Annotated in this window: 20 protein-coding genes; 11 read left to right on the top strand and 9 right to left on the bottom strand. The window is 60.2% G+C overall.

Annotated features, from left to right (window positions below; translation table 11 throughout):
- Window positions 1–37: 37 nt before the first annotated feature.
- Window positions 38–1,411, bottom strand: coding sequence for an aspartate aminotransferase family protein (locus tag HQN82_RS03165; protein ID WP_162699448.1), 1,374 nt, complete (start codon window positions 1,409–1,411; stop codon window positions 38–40).
- Window positions 1,412–1,597: 186 nt separating this feature from the next.
- Complete coding sequence (locus HQN82_RS03160; RefSeq protein ID WP_037091492.1) at window positions 1,598–2,506, bottom strand: diacylglycerol/lipid kinase family protein; 909 nt, start codon at window positions 2,504–2,506, stop codon at window positions 1,598–1,600.
- A gap of 238 nt (window positions 2,507–2,744) precedes the next feature.
- On the opposite strand from HQN82_RS03160, the gene HQN82_RS03155 reads away from it, so the two are divergent.
- Entirely contained in the window at window positions 2,745–3,989 is a 1,245-nt protein-coding gene (locus HQN82_RS03155) for an MFS transporter (protein ID WP_112766904.1), read from the top strand.
- A gap of 247 nt (window positions 3,990–4,236) precedes the next feature.
- A complete protein-coding gene (gene mgtE / locus HQN82_RS03150; RefSeq protein WP_004440855.1) occupies window positions 4,237–5,610 on the top strand; it encodes a magnesium transporter in 1,374 nt (457 codons plus the stop codon).
- Window positions 5,611–5,840: 230 nt separating this feature from the next.
- Here mgtE and HQN82_RS03145 read toward each other — a convergent pair whose 3' ends face one another.
- Together HQN82_RS03145 and HQN82_RS03140 are read right to left on the bottom strand one after the other, a co-directional pair.
- Entirely contained in the window at window positions 5,841–6,677 is an 837-nt protein-coding gene (locus HQN82_RS03145) for an undecaprenyl-diphosphate phosphatase (RefSeq protein WP_035210175.1), read from the bottom strand.
- A gap of 121 nt (window positions 6,678–6,798) precedes the next feature.
- Window positions 6,799–7,188, bottom strand: coding sequence for a winged helix-turn-helix transcriptional regulator (locus HQN82_RS03140; protein WP_004440851.1), 390 nt, complete (start codon window positions 7,186–7,188; stop codon window positions 6,799–6,801).
- A 103-nt stretch (window positions 7,189–7,291) separates the two neighbouring features.
- Here HQN82_RS03140 and HQN82_RS03135 point away from each other — a divergent pair, with 103 nt between their 5' ends.
- Window positions 7,292–8,308 carry a zinc-binding alcohol dehydrogenase family protein gene (locus tag HQN82_RS03135; RefSeq protein ID WP_037091498.1) on the top strand — a complete coding sequence of 339 codons (1,017 nt, stop codon included), beginning with the start codon at window positions 7,292–7,294 and terminating at the stop codon, window positions 8,306–8,308.
- Between the two features lie 83 nt (window positions 8,309–8,391).
- On the opposite strand, the gene HQN82_RS03130 is transcribed toward HQN82_RS03135, so the two are convergent.
- Both HQN82_RS03130 and HQN82_RS03125 read right to left on the bottom strand, forming a co-directional pair.
- Entirely contained in the window at window positions 8,392–9,132 is a 741-nt protein-coding gene (locus tag HQN82_RS03130; RefSeq protein WP_004440847.1) for a pentapeptide repeat-containing protein, read from the bottom strand.
- Between the two features lie 350 nt (window positions 9,133–9,482).
- Window positions 9,483–11,147, bottom strand: coding sequence for an electron transfer flavoprotein-ubiquinone oxidoreductase (locus tag HQN82_RS03125; protein WP_006699372.1), 1,665 nt, complete (start codon window positions 11,145–11,147; stop codon window positions 9,483–9,485).
- Window positions 11,148–11,600: 453 nt separating this feature from the next.
- Here HQN82_RS03125 and HQN82_RS25645 point away from each other — a divergent pair, with 453 nt between their 5' ends.
- Window positions 11,601–11,726, top strand: a complete 126-nt coding sequence (locus HQN82_RS25645; RefSeq protein ID WP_004440843.1) for a hypothetical protein — start codon at window positions 11,601–11,603, stop codon at window positions 11,724–11,726.
- Between the two features lie 77 nt (window positions 11,727–11,803).
- Here HQN82_RS25645 and HQN82_RS03120 read toward each other — a convergent pair whose 3' ends face one another.
- Window positions 11,804–12,724: a cation diffusion facilitator family transporter gene (locus HQN82_RS03120; protein WP_112766903.1), complete on the bottom strand. Its 921-nt coding sequence runs from the start codon at window positions 12,722–12,724 to the stop codon at window positions 11,804–11,806.
- 180 nt (window positions 12,725–12,904) lie between these two features.
- On the opposite strand from HQN82_RS03120, the gene HQN82_RS03115 reads away from it, so the two are divergent.
- Window positions 12,905–13,693 carry an SDR family oxidoreductase gene (locus HQN82_RS03115; RefSeq protein WP_004440837.1) on the top strand — a complete coding sequence of 263 codons (789 nt, stop codon included), beginning with the start codon at window positions 12,905–12,907 and terminating at the stop codon, window positions 13,691–13,693.
- Between the two features lie 13 nt (window positions 13,694–13,706).
- Here the strand turns inward: HQN82_RS03115 and HQN82_RS03110 are convergent, their stop codons facing one another.
- Entirely contained in the window at window positions 13,707–14,684 is a 978-nt protein-coding gene (locus tag HQN82_RS03110) for a GGDEF domain-containing protein (RefSeq protein ID WP_162699447.1), read from the bottom strand.
- A gap of 414 nt (window positions 14,685–15,098) precedes the next feature.
- Between HQN82_RS03110 and HQN82_RS03105 the strand changes: the two genes are divergently transcribed.
- The 3 genes from HQN82_RS03105 to HQN82_RS03095 all read left to right on the top strand — a co-directional run bounded on the left by HQN82_RS03105 (window position 15,099) and on the right by HQN82_RS03095 (window position 17,684).
- A complete protein-coding gene (locus HQN82_RS03105) occupies window positions 15,099–16,397 on the top strand; it encodes an Hsp70 family protein (RefSeq protein ID WP_112766902.1) in 1,299 nt (432 codons plus the stop codon).
- A 43-nt stretch (window positions 16,398–16,440) separates the two neighbouring features.
- A complete protein-coding gene (locus HQN82_RS03100; RefSeq protein WP_006699367.1) occupies window positions 16,441–17,340 on the top strand; it encodes a uracil-DNA glycosylase in 900 nt (299 codons plus the stop codon).
- A gap of 152 nt (window positions 17,341–17,492) precedes the next feature.
- Window positions 17,493–17,684 (top strand): hypothetical protein, encoded by a 192-nt coding sequence (locus HQN82_RS03095; RefSeq protein WP_004440829.1) that lies wholly within the window; start codon window positions 17,493–17,495, stop codon window positions 17,682–17,684.
- Between the two features lie 280 nt (window positions 17,685–17,964).
- Here HQN82_RS03095 and HQN82_RS03090 read toward each other — a convergent pair whose 3' ends face one another.
- A complete protein-coding gene (locus HQN82_RS03090) occupies window positions 17,965–18,900 on the bottom strand; it encodes a DMT family transporter (protein WP_004440828.1) in 936 nt (311 codons plus the stop codon).
- 437 nt (window positions 18,901–19,337) lie between these two features.
- On the opposite strand from HQN82_RS03090, the gene pepN reads away from it, so the two are divergent.
- The 3 genes from pepN to HQN82_RS03075 all read left to right on the top strand — a co-directional run bounded on the left by pepN (window position 19,338) and on the right by HQN82_RS03075 (window position 25,014).
- On the top strand, window positions 19,338–21,986 hold the full coding sequence (pepN, locus tag HQN82_RS03085) for an aminopeptidase N (protein WP_112766901.1): 2,649 nt from the start codon (window positions 19,338–19,340) through the stop codon (window positions 21,984–21,986).
- Window positions 21,987–22,120: 134 nt separating this feature from the next.
- The gene (locus HQN82_RS03080; RefSeq protein WP_022555876.1) at window positions 22,121–22,441 is read left to right on the top strand and encodes a carboxymuconolactone decarboxylase family protein; all 321 of its coding nucleotides are present in this window, start codon (window positions 22,121–22,123) and stop codon (window positions 22,439–22,441) included.
- Between the two features lie 236 nt (window positions 22,442–22,677).
- Complete coding sequence (locus HQN82_RS03075) at window positions 22,678–25,014, top strand: PAS domain-containing sensor histidine kinase (RefSeq protein ID WP_022555875.1); 2,337 nt, start codon at window positions 22,678–22,680, stop codon at window positions 25,012–25,014.
- Window positions 25,015–25,186: the final 172 nt, after the last annotated feature.

The raw sequence follows: 25,186 nt of genomic DNA, 5'->3' as shown, positions 1-25,186 counted from the left end.
TTCGCATTCTTTAACGGAAAACCGGTGTCCACTTTCCCTAGAAATGCTCGCGCGTATCACGCAGGTGGTCGAGCCCCTTGCGCAACGTCTCTATGATCTCATCCACTTCCGAACGGCTGATGGTCAGCGCCGGCGAAGCCAGCATTCGGTCGCCCGTTGCGCGCATGACGAGGCCGTTTGCAAGGCAATGATTGCGCACCGTTATACCAACATCGTCCGGCTTGCCGAAGCGTCTGCGGGTCGCCTTGTCCACCGTGATCTGCAGTCCACCCATCAAGCCGACATTGACGGCTTCGCCCACCAGTTCGTGATCCTCAAGGCTTTTCCAGCCCTCGGAAAAATAAGGGCCGATATCGTCGCGCACCCGCTCCACCAGACCCTCCGCTTCGATGATGCGGAGATTTTCCAGCGCGGCGGCGGCGCAGACGGGATGTCCGGAATAGGTGAAGCCGTGGTTGAAATCACCGACCTCGGACAACATCACTTCCGCCACCCGATCCGACACGACCACGCCGCCAATCGGCAGATAACCCGAGGACAGGCCCTTGGCGATGGGGGCAAAGTCCGGCTCCACGCCGAAATACTGGTAGCCGAACCAGGAGCCCAGGCGACCGAAACCGCAGATCACCTCATCGGAGACTAGCAGAATATTGCGCGCTTTGCAGATACGGGCGATTTCCGGCCAGTAGGTCTCCGGCGGTACAATGACGCCACCGGCTCCCTGAATCGGTTCGGCCACGAAAGCAGCAACGTTTTCCTCGCCCAATTCGTCGATTTTCTCATTGAGTTCGCGAGCCACCTTCAGGCCGAATTCGGCCGGAGAAAGATCGCCACCCTCGGCATACCAATAGGGCTGGCCAATATGGGCGACGCCATCGATGGGCAGGCCGCCCTGCTCGTGCATCCACTTCATGCCACCCAGCGAGGCTCCGGCCACCGTCGAGCCGTGGTAGCCGTTGCGGCGGGCGATAACCTTCGTCTTCGCGGAATGGCCGAGGGCCTTCCAGTAGACCCGCGCCATGCGGAACCAGGTATCGGTGGCTTCCGAGCCGGAATTGGTGAAGAACACGTGGTTCATGCCAGGCCCGGCGTGCGAAGCGATCTTCTGCGCCAGCAGCGTCGCGGGCGGCGTGGTGGTGCCGAAAAACGCGTTGTAGTAGGGGAGCTCGTTCATCTGACGCCGTACCACATCGGCGATCTCGCGGCGTCCGTAACCGATATTCACACACCAGAGGCCTGCGAAAGCGTCGAGATATTTCCTGCCGGTGCTGTCGTAGATGAACACCCCTTCCGCGCGCTCGATGATGCGGGTGCCGGCGGCGTTGAGCTTGCCCATGTCTGAAAAGGGATGGAGATGATGGGCGGCATCGATGGCAGCAAGGTTGGAGAGGGGGTTGGAGATTTCATTCATGACAGATCGCACTCCCATAGAAGCGACAGCGCGCACGCCATCGCACCCGCCGACCATGGCCGGGCGGCTTCGATTTGGCAAGACTGGAGGTTTTCGGGGGCTAGGGAGGATACGGCATCGCCGCTTGTTTTTCTCCCCGCCGGCAGAAGAACAGGCGGCGATGGCCTAATTCACAGTCGGTTTGTGCTAAGCGAAGAACGCCCGCCCCACCAGCACCTTCAACTCGCCGGCGTGCACTTCCAGCGCCACGTCGCGTTCCATCGGCAGCAGCTCGCCATCGATGACGCAGCGGACATCATGGCGTTTCTTGGGAAAATGCAGCTCCACATCCGTCACGGTCATGGCTGTCACGGCGGCATTCTGCTTGAACTTGCCGCGCAGAATATCCAGGGCGAGTCTGGCGACACCGGACGGCCGTAACGGATCGGTGAGATAAAAACCCAGATGGCCGCCGGAGACGTTATCCGCCACCAGCAGCGAATTCTGGCCGAATTCATTGTTGGAGACGGAAATGGCGGATACCTTTCGATGCTGCGTCCGGCCATCAACGGTGTATTCCACCTCGAAGACAGGCGGGTTGAGGATGACGCTGATGGCGGCGCGGATGCTCGCCTTGATCTTGCCGAGACGGGAGGCAAAGGCGAGATTGTTTCGATAGCGCACCATGCGCGAATGCAGGCCCGCGGAAAACTGGTGGACAAAGAGGCGGCCATTGGCGCTGGCGATGTCGACACTGGCAATCTCGCCATTCGCCAGCGTCTCCAGTGCCTGACGAATGTCGAGCGGCAGCTTCAGCGAGCGGGCGAAGAGGTTCATGGTGCCGGCCGGCACGATGCCGAGCGCGATGCCCTGTTTCCAGGCAATGCCGGCAGCCGCCGAAATGGTGCCATCTCCGCCGCCGGCAATAATGCCTTCAATGCCCGGCTCCTCGGCGGCGCGTTCCATTTCCTCGACGACGTCCTTTCCGGAGACAAGACGGCAATCGATCACGTGTCCGGCGCGGGTGAAGACCTCGCGGGCATGATCACAATAGGCTTCCATGTCGGTGGTGCGAAATGTGCCGCCGTCACGATTGAAAATTGCAATGAGCTTCATGTTTCCAACCCGGTCCCGTAACATTCGCAGCCGCGCGTAAATGCCTGGCCTTATATAGAGTTCCGAACACCATCGCGTGAAGATCGTCTTTTGCCGAGAATCGCTCTACCGCAACGCATCATTTCATGTTAGAGGTCACTTAAGGTCATTTTCATGACCGCGCATCTCCAGTCAGGGCAGACCGCTCCCATACGGTCTTGCCCTTTTTTCTGTGGGCCCTTCCCGCTTTCAGGTCACGATGAGCCACTCGAACATCTCCGAAGCCCGCCCTGGCGGGGAGAATGAAACCGTTTACACGGCTGCGCCTGCCGTGGTCCTCTCCCCACTTGCCATTGCGCTTATAGAGCTGGCGCTGGCTGCCGGCGGTTTTGGCATCGGTACCGGCGAATTCGCCATCATGGGCCTTTTGCCCGACGTCGCCTCGACCTATGGCGTCACGGTGCCGGAAGCGGGTTATGTCATCACCGCCTATGCGCTGGGCGTCGTCATTGGCGCGCCGATCATCGCGGTTCTCGCCGCGCGCATCACGCGCCGGACATTGCTTCTCAGTCTGATGGGACTTTTTGCGGCTGGAAACATCCTGAGCGCCGTCGCGCCGGATTTTGTGAGCTTCACCATTCTGCGCTTCATCACCGGCCTGCCACATGGGGCCTATTTTGGCGTTGCGGCGCTCGTGGCGGCCTCGATGGCGCCAATCCACAAGCGCGCCCGCGCTGTTGGCCGCGTCATGCTCGGCCTCACCATCGCCACCCTGCTCGGCACTCCGCTCGCCACCTTCTTCGGCCAGCTGCTGTCCTGGCGCGCGGCTTTCATGCTTGTCGGCGGCATCGCACTTCTGACGGTGGCCCTGCTTTGGCTGTTCCAGCCGCGTGACAGGGTGGAAGAAGGCGCCAGCGTATGGCGCGAACTCGGCGCCTTCCGCCGCGTACAGGTATGGCTGACGCTCGCCATTGCCGCCGTCGGCTTTGGCGGCATGTTCTCGGTCTTCAGCTATATCGCGAAGACCACGACTGACGTGGCGATGATGCCGGTTTCCACGGTCTCCGTGGTGCTGGCGCTGTTCGGCATCGGCATGAATGTCGGTAATGTCGTCGGCTCAAGGCTCGCCGATATCTCGCTCAACGGCACGATTGGCGGCATGCTGGCCTTCAATGTGCTTGTCATGGCTGTTTTCGGCATGACGGCGCAGGATCCCTTCATGCTCTGCCTTTGCGTCTTCCTGATCGGCTGCGGTTTTGCCGCCTGCCCGGCCGTACAGACGCGGCTGATGGATGTGGCGCAGGATGCGCAGACGCTGGCTGCCGCCTCGAACCATTCCGCCTTCAACATCGCCAATGCGCTTGGCGCCTGGCTCGGCGGCCTCGTCATAGCCATGGGCTTCGGTTACGCCTCGACGGGTTATGTGGGCGCCGTTCTTTCCCTTCTCGGGCTTGGCGTTTTTCTTGTTTCCGTCACCGTAGAGAGGCGTCAAAAGGCGGCTTGACCCGGCCCTTTCGAAGCTTACGGAAAATTCACAATCGGGCGCTTGACTCTTTCCGGTTTCAGGCGCAACACGGCCTTACGCGCATGCCTTGGGCACGGCGCGGATTTCAACGGAGCATCATTAGATGTCTAGCGACAGTAGCAGTCGATTGCCTTTGCCGAGACCGGCGAACGTGAACTGATCCGACCGCTGTCGGCTCACCACCGCGTTCGCCGTGATCGGCGAATCGACGGAAAGGTGAGCAATCATGAACTTCCACAACCTCTCCCAGAGGGCCAGCAAGGCCGCACGCCTTCTTCGTAGCGGAAATGCCGGCTCCACCACCATTGCCGAACGCGTCGAGCACCTCAACACGCTGGATGTCGGCGCCGCCGCAGCCGCCCTTCTCGCCATGCCGCAGGCAAAGGCCGTCGCCATTCTCGACCGGCCGGAACTGCATGGTGCCGCCGCGATCATAGCCGATATTCCGGTCGAACAGGCCGCGCGCCTCGTCAACCTGATGTCGGACGACCGCGTGGCCGACGTCATGGCGGAAATGGCCGAAGAACCGCGTGCCAAGCTGTTTGCCCGGCTGGACCGCACCACGGCGCTCTCCATCAAGCACCTGATGGGTTACCCGCCGCGCACGGCCGGCTCGATCATGACCACGGAATTCGTTAGCGTGCCGGACAACTGGACGGTGGAACAGACCCTTTCGCACATCCGCGTCGTCGAGCGGTCGCGTGAAACGGTCTATGCCATCTATGTGCTGGCCGAGGACGGGACGCTAACCACCGTCGTGACGCTGCGCCGCCTTTTGACCGGCGAAGCGGGCGCCTCCATTCTTTCGGTCGCATCCAAGGAAGGCATTGTCTGTGCGAGCCCCCTGATGTCACAGGAGGATGTCGCGCGGCTGATCCGCAAGCACGACCTTCTGGCGCTGCCCGTAGTGGATGACCGCTCGCATATTCTCGGCATCGTCACCGTTGACGACGTGATCGACACCATGATCGCCGATACCACGGAAGACGCCCACAAGTTCGGTGGTATGGAGGCGCTGGGCAAGCCCTACATGACGATCGGCTTTCCGGACATGATCCGCAAGCGCGCCGGCTGGCTCGCAGCACTGTTCCTCGGCGAAATGCTGACGGCCAGCGCCATGCAGCATTTCGAAGGCGAGCTGGAAAAGGCCGTGGTGCTGACGCTGTTCATACCGCTCATCATGTCTTCGGGCGGCAACTCCGGTTCGCAGGCCACTTCGCTCATCATCCGGGCGCTGGCGCTGGGCGAACTGAAGCTTTCCGACTGGTGGCGGGTGCTGCTTCGGGAAATCCCGACGGGCCTGACGCTCGGCTGCATTCTGGGCGCCATCGGCTTCCTGCGGCTCACGGTCTGGCAGCAGGCTGGCTTCTACGACTACGGTGAGCACTGGCTGCTCGTTGGTGCCACGGTTTTTGCGGCCCTCGTCGGTATCGTCACTTTCGGTTCGCTCGCCGGCTCCATGCTGCCCTTCGTGCTGCAACGTCTGCGGCTTGATCCCGCCAGCGCTTCGGCCCCCTTCGTCGCCACGCTGGTGGATGTCAGCGGGCTCGTCATCTATTTCTCGGTGGCGCTGGTGATCTTGAGCGGTACATTGCTCTAAACACAAAGGCCCGTTCGAAAGAGCGGGCCTTCTACATTTCGCGGCACGTCATAATCTCTCCTCCGTCATGCCGGACTTGATCCGGCATCCAGCCACGGCGCGTCTGCACCGTGAGAAGAGTCTTTTGCGATCAATGACTTGATCGCGCTGGACCCCGGATCAAGTTCGGGGTGACGGAGTACGGATGGTGCCACTCAGCTTAATAGTATCCGGTCAACTGGCGAAGCCCTTCAGCCGCCGGCGCTGATGACGCCGGTTCCCAAAAGCCCAAGCAGGACGAAGCCGATGACCACGCGGTACCAGACGAAGGGCATGTAGCTTTTGGTCGAAACCAGCTTCAGGAAAACGACGATAACGGCGTAACCGACGATGAAGGCGATCAGGGTCGCGAGGCCTGTCGGGCCCCAGCCCACCGGATTGTCTTCGCCGATGCTTTTGAACAGCTGGTAGAAACCGGAGCCGAAGACGGCGGGTACGGCGAGCAGGAAGGAATAACGGGCCGCCGCCTCGCGGGTATAACCCAGAAGCAGGCCGGCGCTGATGGTGCCGCCGGAACGCGAAACGCCGGGGATGAGCGCCATGGCCTGCGCGAAACCGAAGAGGATACCATCACGCCAGATCAGCTGGTTGAGCTTGTAGCGCTTTTTCCCGATCCTGTCGGCGACGCCAAGAACGATACCGAACACGATCAGCATCACGGCAGTAATGTAGAGGTTTCGGAGCGAATGCTCGATGGCGTCCTTGAAGAGAAGGCCAAGCAGCACTATGGGCACGGAGCCGACGATGATCAGCCAGCCGAGACGTGCATCGGCCTTGTCATAGGGGCCGAGACGAAGGTTTTGCCGGAGCCAGGCGGCAGCGATCCGCATGATGTCGGACCAGAAATAGACCAGCACGGCCATTTCCGTGCCGATCTGGGTAATGGCGGTGAAGGCAGCGCCGGGGTCGGCGCCGGAGGGCAGGAACTCCCCGGCGATCCTCAGATGCGCGCTCGACGAAATTGGGAGAAACTCCGTAAGTCCTTGCAAAAGACCGAGAAATCCGGCCTCCATCCAACCCATGCTCATGTGCTTTGATGTCCCTGCTGCGAATCGAGATCGCAGCATTATGCATCAATCGGGGCAAATCCGTGTTGCATCGCACCATGAAAAATGATGTCCCGGCACGCGCTCTTACCCGTGATTTCTTTCAGGCCGCCTTCTCCGCCACCTGCGGAAGCTGCGTGTATTTCGCGCCGTTTTTGCAGACGACGTGCGCATCGCCCCAGCTTTTCAGCGCCGAAATCACCGGCCGCATCGTCTCGCCAAGCGGTGTCAACGCATAATCCACGCGCGGCGGCACGACGGGGAAAACGGTCCGCGAAATCAAACCCGCCTCCTCCAGTTCCCGCAGCTGCTTGGTCAGCATGCGCTGGGTGACACTTGGAATATGGCGGCGCAGTTCGTTGAAGCGCAGGGTCCCCTCATTGATGAGGTGATAGAGGATCACGCCTTTCCATTTGCCATCGAGAAAACTCAGGGCCGATTCCACCGGGCAGCCGGGAAAGTTGCCGGTGAGCTTGGCGCGTGGTCGCGACATCACAGTATCCTTTTTGTATGTATCATCACAAAATGTGCATTCTTGCGATCGTTGTTCATATGTATCAAGTAAGAGGCACGCAAACAAGCAAAGGAGACTTTTCATGCGCGCCATCGGTTACAGGACGAGCCAGCCCATCACTGCCAAGGATGCCCTCATCGACATCGATCTGCCACAGCCGGAAGCGAAGGGACACGACATTCTGGTGGAGGTGAAAGCCGTTTCGGTAAATCCCGTCGATACCAAGGTACGTCGGAACCAGTCGCCGGAAAACGGCGAGGCCCGTGTGCTCGGCTTCGATGCAGCGGGTGTGGTGAAGGCCGTTGGCGACAAGGTTTCGCTGTTCAAACCGGGTGATGAGGTGTTTTACGCCGGCGTCATCAACCGTCCCGGCTCCAACAGCGAATTCCATCTGGTCGACGAGCGCATCGCCGGTGCCAAGCCGAAGTCCCTGAATTTCGAGGAAGCCGCCGCCCTGCCGCTGACCGCCATCACCGCGTATGAGACCCTATTCGACCGGTTGCGGGTGAATGAGCCGGTTCCGGGTGCAGCCAGCGCCGTTCTCGTCATCGGCGGCGCGGGCGGCGTCGGTTCCATCGCCGTTCAGCTTCTGCGGGCGCTGACCGACCTGACCGTGATCGCGACTGCCTCGCGGCCGGAAACGATCGAATGGGTAAAGGAGCTCGGCGCGCATCACGTCGTGGATCACAGCAAACCCATCGCGCCGCAGGTGGAAGCGCTTGGCCTTGGTGCGCCGGGCTTCGTCTTCTCCACCACCCACAGCGACATCCACGCGGCCGACAGCGTGGCGACCATCGCACCGCAGGGCCGTTTCGCCCTGATCGACGATCCGGCTGGCGGTTTCGACATCATGGCGTTCAAGCGCAAATGCATATCCATCCATTGGGAAATGATGTTCGCCCGCGCCGTTTTCCAGACGCCTGACATGATCGAGCAGCACAAGCTGCTCAACCACGTGGCCGAGCTTGTCGATGCCGGCAAGATCAAGACGACGCTGACCGAGGTTTTCGGCACCATCAATGCCGCAAATCTTATCAAGGCGCATGCACTGATCGAGAGCAACAAGGCCAAGGGCAAGATCGTGCTTTCGGGCTTCTGATCGCCGATGAAGCGTTCGCATGGCGAACGCTTCCCTTCCGCTTACGGCGAGGTTCGGGCCGCGCAAAACCGCGCGGCCTTTTATCACTCGTCGTCGGGATCTTCCGGGCACGGCCAGGAGGCGGGCGCCGTCAGGCCATTCGGCAGTTTGGTCTTGGCGTCGCCGCAGGCGATGTCGATCTGTTTCTGGTCAAGGCCGGTGGCCGTGGAAAGATCGACCCCCTCAATCCGAGTCAGCAGCAGGAAGGCGCTGGTGAAATCGACCGGGCCACCCAGCTTCGCGCCACCGAACCGGGCCCGCGACAGGTTGGTGAGCGAGAATTTCGAGCCGTTCAGCGTTGCGCCCTCGAAATCGGCGCGGCCGAGTTCAGCCTTGGTGAAATCCGTGCCGTCCAGCTTGGTGTTTTCGAATTTGGTTCGCTGCATTTCGGCATTCACGAATTTCGCGTTGGTGGCGTCGGCGGCGGAAAAATCGCTTCGATAGGCTTCCACCTTCGTCAGATTGGCGCCCTGAAGGTTCGCCTCGCCAAGGGCAGCGCGGATGAGCTTGGCCTTCTCAAGGTTAGCGCCCTTCAGCGACGAACCGCGCAGATCCGTATAAGTGAAATCCGTACCGTAGAGCATCGCCGAGTCGAGATTGCTGCCGCCCAGCATCAGGAGGCGCTTGTTGCATTCGCGCCAGTCTATGCCGGCCATGGCATCGGAACGACAGCTCGCGGCAGCCACCGGATTGCCAGTGAAAGAAAAGGCAGCCATCGCAAGCGCCGCGACGCTGCCAGCCAAGCCTGTCTTCCGCACGATATTCAGCCTTTGAAAGCCGGACATTCCTTCACTCCCTGCCGTCTGGCGACGGCACCTAGGACCATATGCACGTTCAAGGCGTTATCGCATTCACTGCCCGCGATCCACAGGCCACATGATGCTACAACACCCCAACATCCTATATGTAAGAAATCGAAGAGCAATCCACAAATACTGACGGGAAAGAGGGCAATGGCGCTGCTCTGGTGCCGTGGCAGACACAATGAACCAGGCGGACCGACGAACTGCATGACCGCGACGAGCTTTCGCCGACGGAAACGGCGCTCCGCAGAGTATCCGTCCACCTATCGTAAAATCACCGTTGCAGATGCTCGGGACAAGCCCGAGCATCATGAGGCAGGATCGCTTCACCGTCACATGTTGGCGTAAACCGGCCCCTCGCCGCCCTGCGGCGGCACCCAATTGATGTTCTGGTTCGGATCCTTGATGTCGCAGGTCTTGCAGTGCACGCAGTTCTGGGCGTTGATGACGTAGACTTCCTGGCCGTCCTTCTCCACCCACTCATAAACGCCGGCTGGACAATAACGCGTGGAGGGACCGGCAAAGACGTCGTGTTCGGAGCGCTTCTGCAGCTCCATGTCCTTCACCTGAAGATGGACCGGCTGGTCCTCTTCATGGTTGGTGGACGACAGGAAGACGGAGGACAGGCGGTCGAAGGTCAGAACGCCATCCGGCTTCGGATAGGCGATCGGCTTGTGTTTGGAGGCGGGCTCCAGGCTCTGCGCATCCGTCTTGCCGTGCTTCAGCGTGCCGAAGAAAGAGAAACCGAACAGCTGGTTCGTCCACATGTCGAGACCGCCGAGGCCGACGCCGATGAGCGTGCCGAACTTCGACCAGAGCGGCTTGACGTTGCGGACCCGCTTCAGGTCCTTTCCGATATCGCCTTCGCGCCATTCGGCCTCGATCTCGGTAACCTCGTCATGGGCGCGGCCGGCGGAAATCGCCGCGGCGATCTTTTCCGCCGCGAGCATGCCCGAGAGAACCGCATTATGGCTTCCCTTGATGCGTGGCACGTTGACGAAGCCGGCGGAACAGCCGATCAGCGCGCCGCCCGGGAAGGTGAGCTTCGGCACTGACTGGTAACCACCTTCCGTGATGGCGCGCGCGCCATAGGAAATGCGCTTGCCGCCCTCGAACGTATCGCGGATCGCCGGATGCGTCTTGAACCGCTGGAATTCCTCGAAGGGATAGAGATAGGGGTTCTTGTAATTGAGATGCACCACGAAACCGACGGCAACGAGGTTATCTTCCAGGTGATACAGGAAAGAGCCACCGCCGGTCTTGAAGCCGAGCGGCCAGCCGAAGGAGTGCTGCACGAGGCCCTGCTTGTGCTTCTCCGGCTTGACCTGCCAGAGCTCCTTGATGCCGATGCCGAATTTCTGCGGCTCGCGATCTTTGGACAGGTCGAATCTGGAAATCAGCTGCTTGGCGAGCGATCCGCGCACGCCCTCGCCGATCAACACGTATTTACCGTGCAGTTCCATGCCACGGGTGAAGTTCGGGCCCGGCTCGCCATTCTTCTCGATGCCCATATCGCCGGTGGCAACGCCGATGACAGCGCCTTCGTCGTTATAAAGCACTTCCGTGGCGGCAAAGCCCGGATAGATCTCGACGCCGAGCCCTTCCGCCTTTTCCGCCAGCCAGCGACAGACGAGGCCAAGCGAGACGATGTAATTGCCATGATTGTTCATCAATGGCGGCATCATGGCGTTCGGCAGGCGGATGGAGCCCGCCGGCCCCAGGAACAGGAACTGGTCGTCCTTGACCTCGGTCTTGAAGGGATGCCCCTCCTCGTCGCGCCATCCCGGCAGCAGCCTGTCGATGCCGATGGGGTCGACCACGGCGCCGGAGAGGATGTGGGCACCGACTTCCGCGCCCTTTTCCAGCACAACGACCGAGAGCTCCGGCTCCACCTGCTTCAGCCGGATTGCGGCGGCAAGACCGGCCGGACCCGCACCGACGATAACAACGTCGAATTCCATCGCTTCGCGTTCGGGCAGTTCCATCGCTTCCGTCATTTCCATCCTCTCAGATCGCCGGTCCCATCCGGCTGTTGTTATCGTCTTTTCCACACCTGCGACGCACCGCCTGCGCCGGACAAAAAGTCCATCCGCGACACCGTATCCATCAGCATCCGTCTTTGCAAAGCGGCACGCCTTTGTCGAGCTTCTATAGCGGCAAAACATGTCGCACGCCAGTCAATTGTCAGACAACCTGATGATTGTTTATTACTTTTACGTTCACGTAATAATGAGGATATGATCGACGGGGGAATGCGTCAAGGGTTGCGGGCATTGGGCGGGCATAGCCAACCTATAATCAGGCGGCCAAAAGCGATTGATGGGCGGGCCGATCGCATGACAAGGGAGATCGCGACCGCATCTGCGTCAATATGGCCGGTGTCGGACGCAGCGGTTTTGAGCTAATATTCCTAAGAAATATATCGTCACGTCATAGCTGGAATATCTGAAATGTGGGACTTCTTCCCTATCGTCTTCTTGCCGTTCAAAATTCTCGTATTGGGAACGGGCATGTTCTTCGCCATCAAATGGCATCATGATCAGGCGAAGAAGGAAAACGAAACCAAGGGACCGTGAGCGCCGCCAGTTTTAAAGGCGCGGGCCACTTGGCCCACTCCCGGGGACGAAGCAGACCTTGCTTTCCAACACCCCGCTCAAACAGCCCATTCTTCATCCGTCGTGAACACGATCGTCAGCCAACGGTCACTCCCCTCGCCGCCTATCGCTTCGCCGATCTCGTCGCGGATCGCATCCCATTCCTCAAGCCGCCGCGGCGGCCAGTTTCTGGGAACAATAAAGAAGAGTTCGATCTGGCGACCGCGGCCAACCCGGGCCACATAGGAGTAATGCGAGGAAAAGCCGAACTTCGCCACGACCTCCCCCGCCACCCTGTCGACATGCTGTTTGAACTCCAGCGGGGTGACAAGAAGTATGTCGGCCAGCGCCTGTTTCACATTGCCGAGTGGCATGGGAATGATGACGAGGCAGACCAGCGCCAGCACGGCCGGGTCGACATAGGGCGACAGCCATGCCTGCGACGTTCCCGTCAGCCCGTAACCGATGGCGAAAGCGATGAACAGCGCCACGCTCAGCAGCGCGCTCATCAGCCAGCTTTTAGCGTCCAGCGCCACGAAGGCGGATTTCAGCCGTTGGTTCTGCCGTTTGACAAACCATGCCATGGCGAGCGAGACGGCGAAGCTGACGAAGGTGACGATGATGGCGTAATCGAACTCGATCGACCGGCCGCCATCCATCAGGCTGTCGATGGCATTGATGAGCGCGTAAATCGCCGCCCCCATCAGAAGCGTGCCGTTGAGTCCGAGCACCATTGGCTCCAGATGCCAGAAGCCCATGGTGAAGCGCTCCACCAGCCGGCCGCCCGGCCTGGGTGCCGCGGCGGCGGAGATCAGCCGCGCCACGAGCAATGCGAGCACCGTCATGAAAGCATCCGTCAGGGCGTAGACACCGTCGAAGACGACCGCGAAGGAGCCGGAAAACAGGCCCGCCCCGATGCCGAACAACGCCAGCAGAACCGTGACGGCAATCGAGAATTTCAGCAAAGATTGTTCTGTCATGACACTTGTTCGACCTTCAAAACCGGGCCCGCCTTCACAGGGGGATTTTGCTTTTCCTCGAATCGAGAAAACGCCTAACTCTCTGTTTCGGCGCATTTCCAGACGGAAAACCGGGGTCCACTTTTCCTGGAAATGCTCTATAAACACCACATACAGCACTCACAAGACAGGACAAAACCCATGGATTTCGGCATTTCCGGCAAACGCGCCCTCGTTCTCGCCTCTTCACGCGGCCTTGGGCTTGGCATTGCGACGGCGCTGGCAAAGGAGGGTGCAAATGTCCTTCTCGTCGGCAGGAGCGGTGAAAAGCTGGAAGCGAACTGCAAGGCCATCAACGCCCTTGGCAAAGGCAAGGCCGACTGGGTTTGGGGTGATCTTGCCGACGACAATTTTGTCGAGGCCATGGTTCAGGCCGTCAGGGAAAAGCTCGGCGGCATCGACATTCTCGTCAACAATACCGGCGGCCCGACGCCGGGCCTCGCTCAGGAGATGACGGCGGAGAAGCTGGATACGTTCTTCCAGTCGATGGTGCTGCGGGTCATCACGCTGACCAATGCGCTTCTGCCCGGCATGAAGGAGCAGGGTTTCGGCCGCATCCTCACCGTCGCCTCGTCAGGCGTATTCGAACCGATTGCCAATCTTGCCCTTTCCAACACGTTGCGCGGCGCGCTTGTGGGCTGGAGCAAGACGCTGTCCTCCGAAGTGGCCGGTTTCGGCATTACCTCAAACCTGCTTCTGCCCGGCCGCATCCACACCGACCGCATCGATGAGCTCGATGGCGCCAATGCAAAGCGTCTCGGCAAGAGCATCGAGGAAATCCGCGAGGCCTCGGTCAAGAGCATTCCTGCAGGCCGCCTCGGCACGGTGGAGGAGTTCGCTGCCGCCGGCGCTTTCCTCTGCTCGGTGCCCGCAAGCTACATCACCGGCACGATGCTCAGGGTGGATGGCGGCGCGGCAAAGTCGAACTGACGACTGGGTGCTGTCACGACGCCGTTCCGTAAATCACGTAGCGGTTCCGCCCGGTATTCTTGGCTTCATAAAGCGCGGTATCGGCGTGGCGCAAAACGTCGCTTGTACTCTCCCCGGGATTGGCAAAGGCGATCCCGGCGGAGCAGCTGTAGCGAAACTCGGGCATGTCGCGCAGAGGGGCTGCATCGGCCAGTGACGACAGGAGCTGCCGCATCAGGCTTTCGGCGCCGTGCATGCGCGAGCCACTGAGCACCAGCAAAAACTCTTCCCCGCCAATCCTGCCGAGAAGGTCGTCACGCCCGGCAGCGGCGGACAGCCGTCCTGCAAAATCTTTCAGCACGAGATCGCCGTAGGCATGGCCGAAGCGATCGTTGACGCTCTTGAAGTGGTCGATATCCATGATGATGACGGCGAGCGCCTGCGCCTTGTTGGGCCCAAGCAGGTGGTTGAGCGCATCCATGGCGTAACGCCTGTTTCCGAGCCCGGTCAGCTCGTCGCTCAGGGCGGATTTCAGCGCCCTGTCCCGCTCCTGGCGCAGATCGCGCAATTCGATGCCAAGTTCGGAAACATCCGTGACGACGCATAGCATCCAGCCTCCCGGCAGCGTGGTCTCGGTCGTCAGTATCCAGCGCCCGTCATTGAGACTGGTCTCAATGGTCCGGAACGGCAGCTTGCCGCGCCTCGTCTTGGCCGAGCGCAGCCAGAGTTCGAAATCCGATGTCTCGATGGCCGTACCGGTCGCGTTGCGAAAACCACTGCGCATCAGTTCCACCCAGCTCGGAAAATCTCGCTGTTCGATACCGAGCGCGGCGCGGAAGGCGCTGTTGGCGAACCGCAACTCATCGCTGCCATCAAACAAAGCGTATCCCTGCTGCGATGCTTCCAGAAGGGCCATGAGCTGCCGGGAGAAAACGCCCATATCGCCTTGAACGACACCGGCATCGTCCGGCGCTGCATCCTCCACTGCATGCTGGCTGATTTTGTGGGGCATATAATTTCCAAAACTAAAAACGACCGAAAACCAAATACAGCATGTCCATATGGACATTCCGAAATTTAATAAATATTTACGCCCGACAGCAAAATGGATACGTCTTCGATCCGCTTACTTCGACAAAGCTGGCTTTAACAGAATTCCCTTAAAGCCGTCGCCTAGAACTACACTGTTCTTTCTTAAAGGAATTGTAATCCCGTTTACCGTGCGTTGCCAGGATTGCCGCAACTTTGCGACTGGCACGCGGGCACGGGCGTTCGACCGAAAAAAGACCCACGGCGCTTGCCATTCCGCCCGCCCTGTGCAATCAACCGCCCTCCTCTGACATCGGGGTGCCAAGAGCATCCCTTATTTTCACGCCGGGCCATCCAAGGCCGGGCGGGTTCTTCTATCGACACAAGGAATATGGCGATGACGCAAAAGCGGGCTCTCGGCCTCGATTTCGGCACGACAAATACGGTCATGGCTCTTTCCGACAATGGCGGCGCAAGCCATTCCATGCGCTTTACCAGCAGCGCCGGTACGGATGACAGCATGCGCACGGCCCTCTCCTTCATGAAGGATGCCGGCCTCGGCGCGGCCGCCCTGCATGTGGAGGCGGGCCACGCCGCTATCCGCCAGTTCATCGACAATGCCGGCGACTGCCGTTTCCTGCAGTCGATCAAGACGTTTGCGGCCTCCCCGCTGTTTCAGGGCACGTTGATCTTCGCCAAGCGGCAGAGCTTCGAGGATTTGATGGAAGTGTTCCTGCGCAAGCTGAAGACCTATGCCGGGACGGAATGGCCCGATGATGTATCGACTGTCATTGCCGGCCGGCCGGTGCGTTTTGCCGGCAGCAATCCGGACGAGACGCTGGCGCTTGCCCGATACAACGAGGCGCTGAGCCGGGCCGGTTTTCCCGAAATCCACTATGTCTATGAGCCGGTGGCGGCCGCTTATTATTTCGCGCAAAGCCTGAAGAAGGACGCCAACGTGCTGGTGGCGGATTTCGGCGGCGGCACCACCGACTATTCGCTCATCCGTTTCGAAACCCATGCCGGCAAGCTTTCCGCCACCCCCATCGGCCATTCGGGCGTCGGTGTTGCGGGCGATCATTTCGACTTCCGCATGATCGACAATCTGGTGTCGCCGGAGATCGGCAAGGGCAGCAAGTTCAAGAGTTTCGACAAGGTGCTGGATGTGCCCTCCGGCTATTACGTGAATTTCGGCCGCTGGAACCAGCTGTCGATCTTCAAGACCTCGAAGGAATTCACCGATCTGAAGTCGCTGGTGCGCTCGGCGCTGGAGCCGGAAAAGCTGGAAATGTTCATCGACCTCGTTGAGCATGACGAGGGCTACCCGCTCTATCAGGCTATTTCCGCCACCAAGATGGCGCTCTCCTCGGCGGAAGAAGCGGAGTTCAACTTTGCGCCGCTCGGCAAGGCCGGACGCAAGATGGTGAAGCGCAGCGATTTCAACAGCTGGATCGCCGAGGACCTTGCCAAGATAGAAGAAGCGCTCGACGAGGTTCTGGAAAAGACGCAGGTTGCGCCAGGTGCGATCGACAAGGTGTTCCTGACCGGCGGAACCTCCTTCGTGCCGGCGGTGCGGGAGCTTTTCACCCGCCGTTTCGACGCCGACCGCATCGAAAGCGGCGGCGAGCTGCTTTCGATTGCCCATGGTCTCGCCATGATCGGCGAAAGCGGCGATATTCAGCGCTGGACAGTGTGATTTGCGGGTTCCCCGGGCGGGGAACATGGGGTAATTTCCGCCCATGATCGCCGCTCAAGACCTCTCCCCGGCCGAACTCGCCGCCCTCCTGCATTTCCATGCGGATGCGGGCGTCGACTGGTTGCTGGAAGAGGCGCCCGTAGACCGTTTCGCCGAATTTGCCGCCGCCCGCCCTGCCCGGTCCGCGCCTGTTCAGGCGGCGGCGACATCTGCACGGCAGACTGAAAGGCCCGCGGATCGCGGCGCCGATGTGCCGCAGCGGCAGGGAGCAACGCGCAGTGCTCCCGCGCGCGGAGCGCCGGCAAGTCCAGCCGTTCAGCAGAATGTCGCCATGCCGGATGAGCAGGCGGTGGCAGCGGCGCGTTTTGCCGCAGAAAGCGCGAGATCGCTTGCCGAACTGAAAACCGCGCTCGAGGGTTTTTCGGGGTGCAACCTCAAGAACAGCGCCCGCAATACGATCTTCACCGAAGGTGACGCTTCCTCGGGCATCATGGTCATCGGCCCCATGCCGGATGCGGATGACGATCGCGAGGGCCTGCCCTTTGCCGGCAAGACCGGCCTGCTGCTTGACCGGATGCTGGCGGCCATCGGCCTTGAGCGCAGCACCATCATGCTCGGCAATGTGGTGCCGTGGCGGCCACCGGGCAACCGCCCGCCGACCCAAGCCGAAATGGATATCTGCCGCCCCTTCATCGAGCGCCAGATCGCCCTTGCGGAGCCAAAACACCTGTTGCTTCTGGGCAACTTTACCGCACGTTTCTTCTTTGGCGGCACCGGCACGATCCATACATTGCGGGGACAGTGGCGTGATGTCGCAGCCGGACACCTTGTTTTGCCGGCGCTCGCCAGCCTGCACCCCCAGGAACTATTGAACGCACCGGCCAGTAAGTCCTTGGCATGGCAGGATTTATTGATGTTTCGGGCAAAGATCGCCGAAGGCTGATTGCCTCATTCGTGCTCAATGTAAATGAATTATGAAAATAGCCATGCGCATTACGCATAACAGCGGCGCATTTGGTCAACTTGCCGAATCCATGCTGCGCTGCGATATACGGCCATGTCTTGGGAGGAATTTCGGTTAAAGGAACCAAGGCAATGACCACTCGCTTCCGTCCGGTGCATTCCGGCTTTGAATCGCTCCGCCTGGCGGGCCTCGGCCCTCGCTCCAGTCAGGGCTACCATCGTTTCGGCGCAGCCGCTAACGAACAGTTGACCGCACGCGCTGCCATGCAGCAGGTCCGCGTGACGCGTCCCTCGGCAGTCTTCGCGGATTTCCGCGAGCGCTGAGAAGCACTCAGGCCGGCTTACACCGGCTTACAGATATGATTGCGCGCTGGCGTCTTTCCTCGGGAAGGCGCCTTTTGCTTTTGTGGGTGTACGATCAAGGGCGGTGAAGTGATGGACACGCCACTTGCTCTCGCCGTCATCCTCGGGCTTGACCCGAGGATCTAGGCACTTATCCAAAATCGAAACATTTGCAGATCCTTGGGACAAGCCCGAGGATGACGGCGAGAGAAATTTCGCTTCGTCATAAAGGCCGACTCAACACACAGCCGCAGATGCAACATCACCCCTGCGGCGTCGAGGCCTTGCGCGCCGCGCGTCGCGCCAATCCCAGCTGATGTTCACGGAAAATGATGAAGATGCCGGCCAGGATCACGATCGCCGTGCCGATGAGCATCGTCAGCGTGGGTATGTCTCCGAAAAGGACGTAGGAAACCACGATGCCGAAGACGATGGAACTGTATTCGAAGGGCGCGATGACCGAGACCTCGGCGTGCCGGTAACTCTCCGTCAGGAAGATTTGCGCGACGCCGCCGCAGATGCCGCTGGTTATCAGAAGCAGGGTCTGCGTCACTGTCAGCACGCTCCAGCCGAAGGGAACGCTGATGAGCGACAGCAGGGTGGCGGTGAGCGAAAAATAAAGCACGATGGTTGGCGTCTTTTCCGTTTCCACCAATTGCCGCACCTGGATCATCGCCAGCCCGCCAAGGGCGGCACCACACAGCACGGCAATGGCGCCCAGCCCCTCACCCGCGGCAAACCCGCCTTCCCTGAGAAGCGTCATCTTCGGCCAGAGAATGACCAGCACGCCGATCATTCCCACGAAGACTGCACTCCAGCGATAAATGCGCACCTTCTCATGCAGGATAAAGGCGGCAAAAACCACGGCGAGAAGTGGCGAGGCATAACCGATGGCGATGAATTCCGGCAGCGGCAGCATGGTCAGCCCGTAAAAGCCGCAGGCCATTGAGAGGATTCCAAGAAAACCGCGCTTGAAATGGCCGAGGAGATTGTTGGTGTGCAGCGCACTTGCGAGCGCGTGAAGCCAGGCAAGATAAACGACAATCGGAATGATGGCGAAAGCCGAACGAAAGAAGGTGATCTGGCCGGCCGGCACATCCCCCGCGGCCTTTATACAGGTCTGCATGACAAGAAAAAAGCCAACCGAAATCAGCTTCATGCTGATCCCGCGGAAGGGATTCATCGGTTCGGCGTTCATTAGCAGTTACTCATATCGGCTGCGCAGACACGCCATCGGGAGGTTTCATGCGGGGGAGACGACGCGGGGAATTGGATTTGCGCAAGGCTAGAGCATTCCTCCGGCGCTTTACAACAAAAAATGTGATTTATCCCTGAATTCAGTTGATGGCGTGGAGAAATCGAAGCCTCGCAAGGCAGGCGCGAGGGCAAAAAGTGGCACGTGCTAAAATTTGAAGAAAATAAAATATAATTTCAGCAATCGTTCAACATTTGCTGCGATGGTCCGTTGGTCCGGCAGCGGGGAGGATCGTCTGCATGGCCGGCAAAGCCTTCCATGGCGGGACAGAATGTCCTCCGACGCGCACATGATCGTGACGAATATTCTACCCATTTTACATCCGGGCCTTATGACGACATGATGCCGGGAAGACCACGCAAAGTTATTCAGGGACAGTCATGCGAACAGACACGGGCCAGATCGTTCACCTGGCGGATTACCGCCCCACCGATTTCGTTCTGGAGCGGGTGGATCTCACCTTCGAACTCGACCCTAAAAATACCAAGGTCGAAGCCCGTCTGATCTTCCACCGGCGCGAAAGCGCCGACCGGCATGCACCGCTGGTTCTTGATGGCGACGAGCTGAAGCTTTCCAGCCTGCTGCTCGACCAGGTGGAGCTGCCCGCCGCTCAATACGAGGCCACACCGGACAGCCTGACCATCCGCGACCTTCCCGCTGAATCTCCCTTCGAGATCTGCGTCACCAATTACATCAACCCGCAGGTCAATACGCAGCTGATGGGGCTTTACCGCACCAATGGCGTTTATTGCACCCAATGCGAAGCGGAAGGTTTCCGCCGCATCACCTATTTCCCCGACCGTCCGGATGTTCTGGCGCCTTATACGGTGACGATCATCGCGGCAAAGGAAGGTAATCCGCTGCTGCTCTCGAACGGCAATTTCCTGGGCGGCGGCAATTACGACGAAGGCCGTCACTTCGCGGCCTGGTTCGATCCGCATCCGAAACCGAGCTACCTGTTCGCTCTCGTTGCCGGCGATCTCGGCGTGGTGGAAGATACTTTCACGACCATGTCCGGACGGGACGTGGCGCTGAAGATTTATGTCGAGCACGGCAAGGAGCCGCGCGCTGCCTATGCCATGGATGCGCTGAAGCGTTCGATGAAATGGGACGAAGAGCGCTTCGGCCGCGAATACGACCTCGACATCTTCATGATCGTCGCCGTGTCGGATTTCAACATGGGCGCGATGGAGAACAAGGGTCTCAACGTCTTCAACGACAAATTCGTGCTGGCCGACCCGGAAACCGCCTCGGATGCGGACTATGCCAATATCGAGCGCATCATTGCGCATGAATATTTCCACAACTGGACAGGCAATCGCATCACCTGCCGTGACTGGTTCCAGCTGTGCCTGAAAGAAGGCCTGACGGTCTATCGCGATCAGGAATTTTCTTCCGACATGCGCTCGCGGCCGGTGAAGCGCATTGCCGATGTGCGCCACCTGAAGTCGGAGCAGTTCCCGGAGGATTCCGGTCCGCTGGCGCATCCGCCGCGCCCGGATACCTATCGCGAAATCAACAACTTCTACACGACGACCGTGTATGAAAAGGGTGCCGAAGTCACCCGCATGATCGCCACGATCCTCGGCGCTGAAGACTTCAAAAAGGGCATGGACCTCTATTTTGAACGTCATGACGGCGAAGCTGCAACAGTCGAAGATTTCGTCAGGAGCTTTGCCGATGCCAGCGGCCGCGATCTCTCGCAGTTTTCGCTATGGTACACCGAGGCCGGCACGCCGCTAGTCTCCGTTTCGTCCGCTTACGATGCCGGCAAGGCCACTTTCAGCTTGACGCTGGAACAGACGACCGCGCCGACCCCCGGCCAGCCGGTGAAGCAGCCACGCCACATTCCGCTTTCGCTGGCGCTGATCCTCGATAATGGTCAGATCGCCGAACCGCAGGCCGTTGAAGGCGGCGAGTATCGCGACGGCGTACTTCATTTGACCCAGCGCAACCAGACCTTCTCCTTCTCCGGCATTTCCTCGCGGCCGGTGCTATCGATCAACCGCAGCTTCTCCGCGCCGATCAACCTGCATTTCGAGCAGAATGCTGCCGACCTGGTGCAGATTGCCCGGCATGAGACGGATATGTTCGCGCGTTTCCAGGCGCTGACCGATCTCGCCCTGCCCGTGCTGATCGCCGCCACCAAGGCGGTGCAGAAAGGCGAAGACGTCCGCACCGATGCCGACCTGATCGCGACGCTCATCGAAATCATCGGCGACGACGCGCTTGAACCAGCATTCCGGGCGCAGGCACTCGCCCTGCCCAGCGAGACCGATATCGCCCGCGAACTCGGCGGAAACACGGATCCCGATGCCATCCACAAGGCGCGCAACGCCACGATCACGGCGATTGCGACAGCCGGCCAGGACACACTGCGGCGGCTTGCCGACGATGCTGCCAATGGCGAGGCCTACAGCCCCGATGCCGGAAGCGCCGGGCGGCGTTCACTGCGCAACGGTGCGCTGACCTTCCTCGCCTTTGCCGAGGGAACGCCGGAGCGGGCGGCGAAGGCCTATGCCGGCGCCACCAACATGACCGATCTCGCCCATGCACTCAGCGTGCTGACGCAGCGCTTCCCCGACAGCGCGGAAACGAAGGAAGCGCTTGCCGCTTTCGAAAAACGCTTCGCCGACAATGCACTCGTGCTCGACAAGTGGTTTTCGCTGCAGGCCGCCATTCCCGGCGAAGGCGCGCTTGATCGTATCAAGGCACTGATGAAATCGAAACATTTCATCGCCACCAATCCGAACCGGGTGCGTTCGCTCGTCGGCACGCTCGCCTTTTCCAATCCTACCGGCTTTCACCGTGCCGATGGCGCCGCCTATCGGTTCCTCGCAGAGCAGATCATCGCCATCGACAAACGCAATCCGCAGCTTGCCGCCCGCATTCTCACGTCCATGCGCTCCTGGCGCTCACTTGAGGCAAGCCGTGCCGACCATGCGAAAGCAGCGCTTTCCACCATTGCCGAGGCGAAAGGCCTCTCGACGGATGTGAGCGATATCGTCGGGCGTGTCCTGAAGGGCTGACTTTCCGCCGAAGCTCCGACATTCTGACCCATTCCGCGACGCCGTCTTGATTTCCATCAAGGCGGCGTCGTGCATCATGCAGCATCTTTCGTGCGAAGGGCCGCGGTTGGCCCGGGATCAGACAGGAACCTCAGATGACGGATATGTCCAGAACAAGCGCTTCGTTTCAGCGTTTCATCAGCGATGCTCCAGACCATAAGGCGGCGTGGTTTCAGGCCGTGCAGGCTCTCGGGGCCGCGTCCACGCTCGACGTGAAGACACAGAGCCTGATCTACATCGGCATTCTTGCCGCCCTCCGCCTGGAAAGCGGCGTCGGTTTTCATGTGATGGAAGCCAAGGCGCGCGGTGCGAGCCGTGACGATATCATCAGCGCGGTGCTCACCGGTCTCCCTGCCGCCGGAAATGGCGTGATCAGCGCGCTTGGTCCTGCTCTCGATGCCTTCGACGGAGCCTGAAACGTTACACGCGGCATTCCCAAGCAGCCGGAATTGAAGCGCCGCCTCACTGTTTTTCTTCATGAATCCCGCTTTTGCCGAAGCGGAAACAGACTGTCCCGAAAAAATACGGAGTCGGTTCAAGGGGTTAAAATTCTTTTAACTTTTGCCTCTGGACAGGGCGAATCGCATTTGATTCATTAGAGATATTCGAGCGGCGGCGCTTCGAATCACGGGGACATCTAAAAGGCGGGACAATGACGAACGTGCGGCGGGCGACTGCGGGCGATGAGCGGCCGTATGCCAAATTTTCTGATCTAGCGGCCTGGGGCGAAAAGCTTTCCAGTGACCTGATGGGTTTGATGAGCGGCGCGGAACGGCCCATGCCGCAGGTCGAGACCCTGCTGAAGCGCCTCATTCCCATTCTGATCCTCGCATTTCTGGTGGTCGTGGCGGCCTCGCGCATGCTGGGCATCGTCGCCGAATACAGCCGCATGGAAGAAGCCGCCCGCCACTCCACGGCTTTGACGGCGCTGACCGCGAAGGCGGCCCTGCTGAACGACGGCACTGTTTTCACCTCGCAGGACCGCACCCGCGCCGAGGCAAGCCTTGTCGCCGCATTGCCGCAGGGCAGTCTTGCCGATGGCACCATGGTGCTGCTGTCGGGCAGCAACGGTCGTATTTTTGCCGGTTCCGGCAAGGAGGCAATGCTTTACATTGGCACCTCCCTGCCTGCCCTGCTGCCGGAAATCGCCATCGTGCAGCGTTTTCCCGGCGCTCCCGGAACCATCGAGACCAATATAGACGGCCAGCAGCATTACGCGACGATGATCCCCTTCGGAAACGATGGTGCCATGGTCATCGCGGCGCGGTCGCTGCAGCCGATCCGCTCGTTCTGGCGCAGCGAAATCGCCATGAATGTCACGCTGTTCGCGGGCATTTCCTCCATCCTGCTCGTGGTGCTCTATGCCTATTACATGCAGGTGAAGCGCGCCCGCGATGCCGACGACATCTTCGCCGAATCCAACCTGCGGGTAGAGACGGCGCTCTCGCGCGGCCGTTGCGGCCTGTGGGATTTCGACCTTTCCACCCGGCGCATGTTCTGGTCCGGTTCGCTTTACGAGATTCTCGGTATGCCGCCCAAGGCGACACCGCTGTCCTTCTCCGATGCGGCGCGAATGATGCATTCCGAAGACGGCAATCTCTATGAGCTTGCCCGGGCTGTCGGCTGCGGCAACCTGCGCCAGATCGACCAGATCTTCCGCATGCGCCACACCAAGGGCCATTATGTCTGGTTGCGTGCCCGCGCCCAGGTCATCCGCACCAATAATGGGCCGCGTGTCATCGGCATTGCCATGGATGTCACCGAACAGCACCGCCTTGCGCAGCGCTATGCCGAGGCCGACCAGCGCCTTGCCGACGCCATCGAATCCACGTCCGAAGCTTTCGTGCTGTGGGACAAGAACGACCGTCTCGTCATGTGCAACACCCATTACCAGAAGGCCTATGGCCTGCCGGACAGCGTGCTGGTGGCAGGCACGGAGAAATCCACGGTTTATGCCGCAGCAGCCCGGCCGGTCGTCGAACGTCGCGTTGCCGATCCCGATCAGTCCGGCCTGTCCCGCACCACGGAGGTGCAGCTTGCCGACGATCGCTGGCTGCAGATCAACGAACGCCGCACCCGCGATGGCGGCCTCGTCTCAGTCGGCACCGACATCACGCTTCTGAAGCGCCACCAGGAACGGCTGCGCGATTCCGAGCGGCGACTGATGGCCACCATCGGCGATCTCTCCGCCTCGCAGCACAAGCTGGAGCGCCAGAAGACCGAGCTTTCTGACGCCAACGCCAACTACCTTGCCGAAAAAGAGCGCGCCCAGGCCGCCAACCGGGCGAAATCGGAATTCCTTGCCAATATGAGCCATGAGCTGCGCACGCCACTCAACGCCATCCTCGGCTTCTCCGAAATACTGCTGAACGAGATGTTCGGCCCCGTGGGTTCTCCCAAATATTCCGAATATGCGCGCGACATCCATGACAGTGGCAAACATCTGCTCAACGTCATCAACGATATTCTCGACATGTCGAAGATTGAGGCGGGCCATATGCGCATTAACCGCGAGACCATCGATCTCGCGCCGCTGATCGAAGAGACCCTGCGTCTGACCGCTATCCAGGCCGAACAGAAGAACATCACCGTGCAGCAGAAGGTCTGCGCCGGCCTCACCATGCAGGGCGACCGCCGCGCCATGAAGCAGATCATGCTCAACCTGCTCTCCAATGCGGTGAAATTCACCGGCGACGGCGGCAGCATTGCGCTGCGCACCCATGTGCATGAGGCTGCGATGATCCTCACCATCGCCGACACCGGTATCGGCATTCCGACACAGGCGCTGGAAAAGATCGGTCAGCCCTTTGAGCAGGTGCAGAGCCAATATGCCAAGAGCCAGGGCGGCTCCGGTCTCGGGCTTGCGATTTCCCGCTCGCTGGTGAAGCTGCATGGCGGAACGATGAAAATTCGTTCCTGTGAGGGGCGTGGCACGGTGGTGACGATTATCATCCCGCATGCGGCGGGGGTTTGTGGGACGGTGCATTGAAGCTTGGTGGGCGTGGTTCACCCCCCTCTGCCCTGCCGGGCATCTCCCCCACAGGTGGGGAGATAGATATGCGGCAAGGTTTTGCCCATCTCGACGTTAGAGAATGAAGTGGCGATAGCGCATCTTGCCGATCTCCCTCCTTGTGGGGGAGATGCCCGGCAGGGCAGAGGGG

This window comes from Agrobacterium pusense, assembly GCF_013285525.1.
Lineage (GTDB): Bacteria > Pseudomonadota > Alphaproteobacteria > Rhizobiales > Rhizobiaceae > Agrobacterium > Agrobacterium pusense.
The sequence above is the reverse complement of the archived record's forward strand: the minus strand, read 5'-3'. Positions and strand labels throughout refer to the sequence as shown.

Excerpts from the sequence above, each read along its gene's own strand:
- HQN82_RS03165 (WP_162699448.1), bottom strand. The coding sequence starts at position 1,411 with ATGAATGAAATCTCCAACCCCCTCTCCAACCTTGCTGCCATCGATGCC.
- HQN82_RS03160 (WP_037091492.1), bottom strand. The coding sequence starts at position 2,506 with ATGAAGCTCATTGCAATTTTCAATCGTGACGGCGGCACATTTCGCACC.
- HQN82_RS03155 (WP_112766904.1), top strand. The coding sequence starts at position 2,745 with ATGAGCCACTCGAACATCTCCGAAGCCCGCCCTGGCGGGGAGAATGAA.
- mgtE (WP_004440855.1), top strand. The coding sequence starts at position 4,237 with ATGAACTTCCACAACCTCTCCCAGAGGGCCAGCAAGGCCGCACGCCTT.
- HQN82_RS03145 (WP_035210175.1), bottom strand. The coding sequence starts at position 6,677 with ATGAGCATGGGTTGGATGGAGGCCGGATTTCTCGGTCTTTTGCAAGGA.
- HQN82_RS03140 (WP_004440851.1), bottom strand. The coding sequence starts at position 7,188 with ATGTCGCGACCACGCGCCAAGCTCACCGGCAACTTTCCCGGCTGCCCG.
- HQN82_RS03135 (WP_037091498.1), top strand. The coding sequence starts at position 7,292 with ATGCGCGCCATCGGTTACAGGACGAGCCAGCCCATCACTGCCAAGGAT.
- HQN82_RS03130 (WP_004440847.1), bottom strand. The coding sequence starts at position 9,132 with ATGTCCGGCTTTCAAAGGCTGAATATCGTGCGGAAGACAGGCTTGGCT.
- HQN82_RS03125 (WP_006699372.1), bottom strand. The coding sequence starts at position 11,147 with ATGACGGAAGCGATGGAACTGCCCGAACGCGAAGCGATGGAATTCGAC.
- HQN82_RS25645 (WP_004440843.1), top strand. The coding sequence starts at position 11,601 with ATGTGGGACTTCTTCCCTATCGTCTTCTTGCCGTTCAAAATTCTCGTA.
- HQN82_RS03120 (WP_112766903.1), bottom strand. The coding sequence starts at position 12,724 with ATGACAGAACAATCTTTGCTGAAATTCTCGATTGCCGTCACGGTTCTG.
- HQN82_RS03115 (WP_004440837.1), top strand. The coding sequence starts at position 12,905 with ATGGATTTCGGCATTTCCGGCAAACGCGCCCTCGTTCTCGCCTCTTCA.
- HQN82_RS03110 (WP_162699447.1), bottom strand. The coding sequence starts at position 14,684 with ATGCCCCACAAAATCAGCCAGCATGCAGTGGAGGATGCAGCGCCGGAC.
- HQN82_RS03105 (WP_112766902.1), top strand. The coding sequence starts at position 15,099 with ATGACGCAAAAGCGGGCTCTCGGCCTCGATTTCGGCACGACAAATACG.
- HQN82_RS03100 (WP_006699367.1), top strand. The coding sequence starts at position 16,441 with ATGATCGCCGCTCAAGACCTCTCCCCGGCCGAACTCGCCGCCCTCCTG.
- HQN82_RS03095 (WP_004440829.1), top strand. The coding sequence starts at position 17,493 with ATGACCACTCGCTTCCGTCCGGTGCATTCCGGCTTTGAATCGCTCCGC.
- HQN82_RS03090 (WP_004440828.1), bottom strand. The coding sequence starts at position 18,900 with ATGAACGCCGAACCGATGAATCCCTTCCGCGGGATCAGCATGAAGCTG.
- pepN (WP_112766901.1), top strand. The coding sequence starts at position 19,338 with ATGCGAACAGACACGGGCCAGATCGTTCACCTGGCGGATTACCGCCCC.
- HQN82_RS03080 (WP_022555876.1), top strand. The coding sequence starts at position 22,121 with ATGACGGATATGTCCAGAACAAGCGCTTCGTTTCAGCGTTTCATCAGC.
- HQN82_RS03075 (WP_022555875.1), top strand. The coding sequence starts at position 22,678 with ATGACGAACGTGCGGCGGGCGACTGCGGGCGATGAGCGGCCGTATGCC.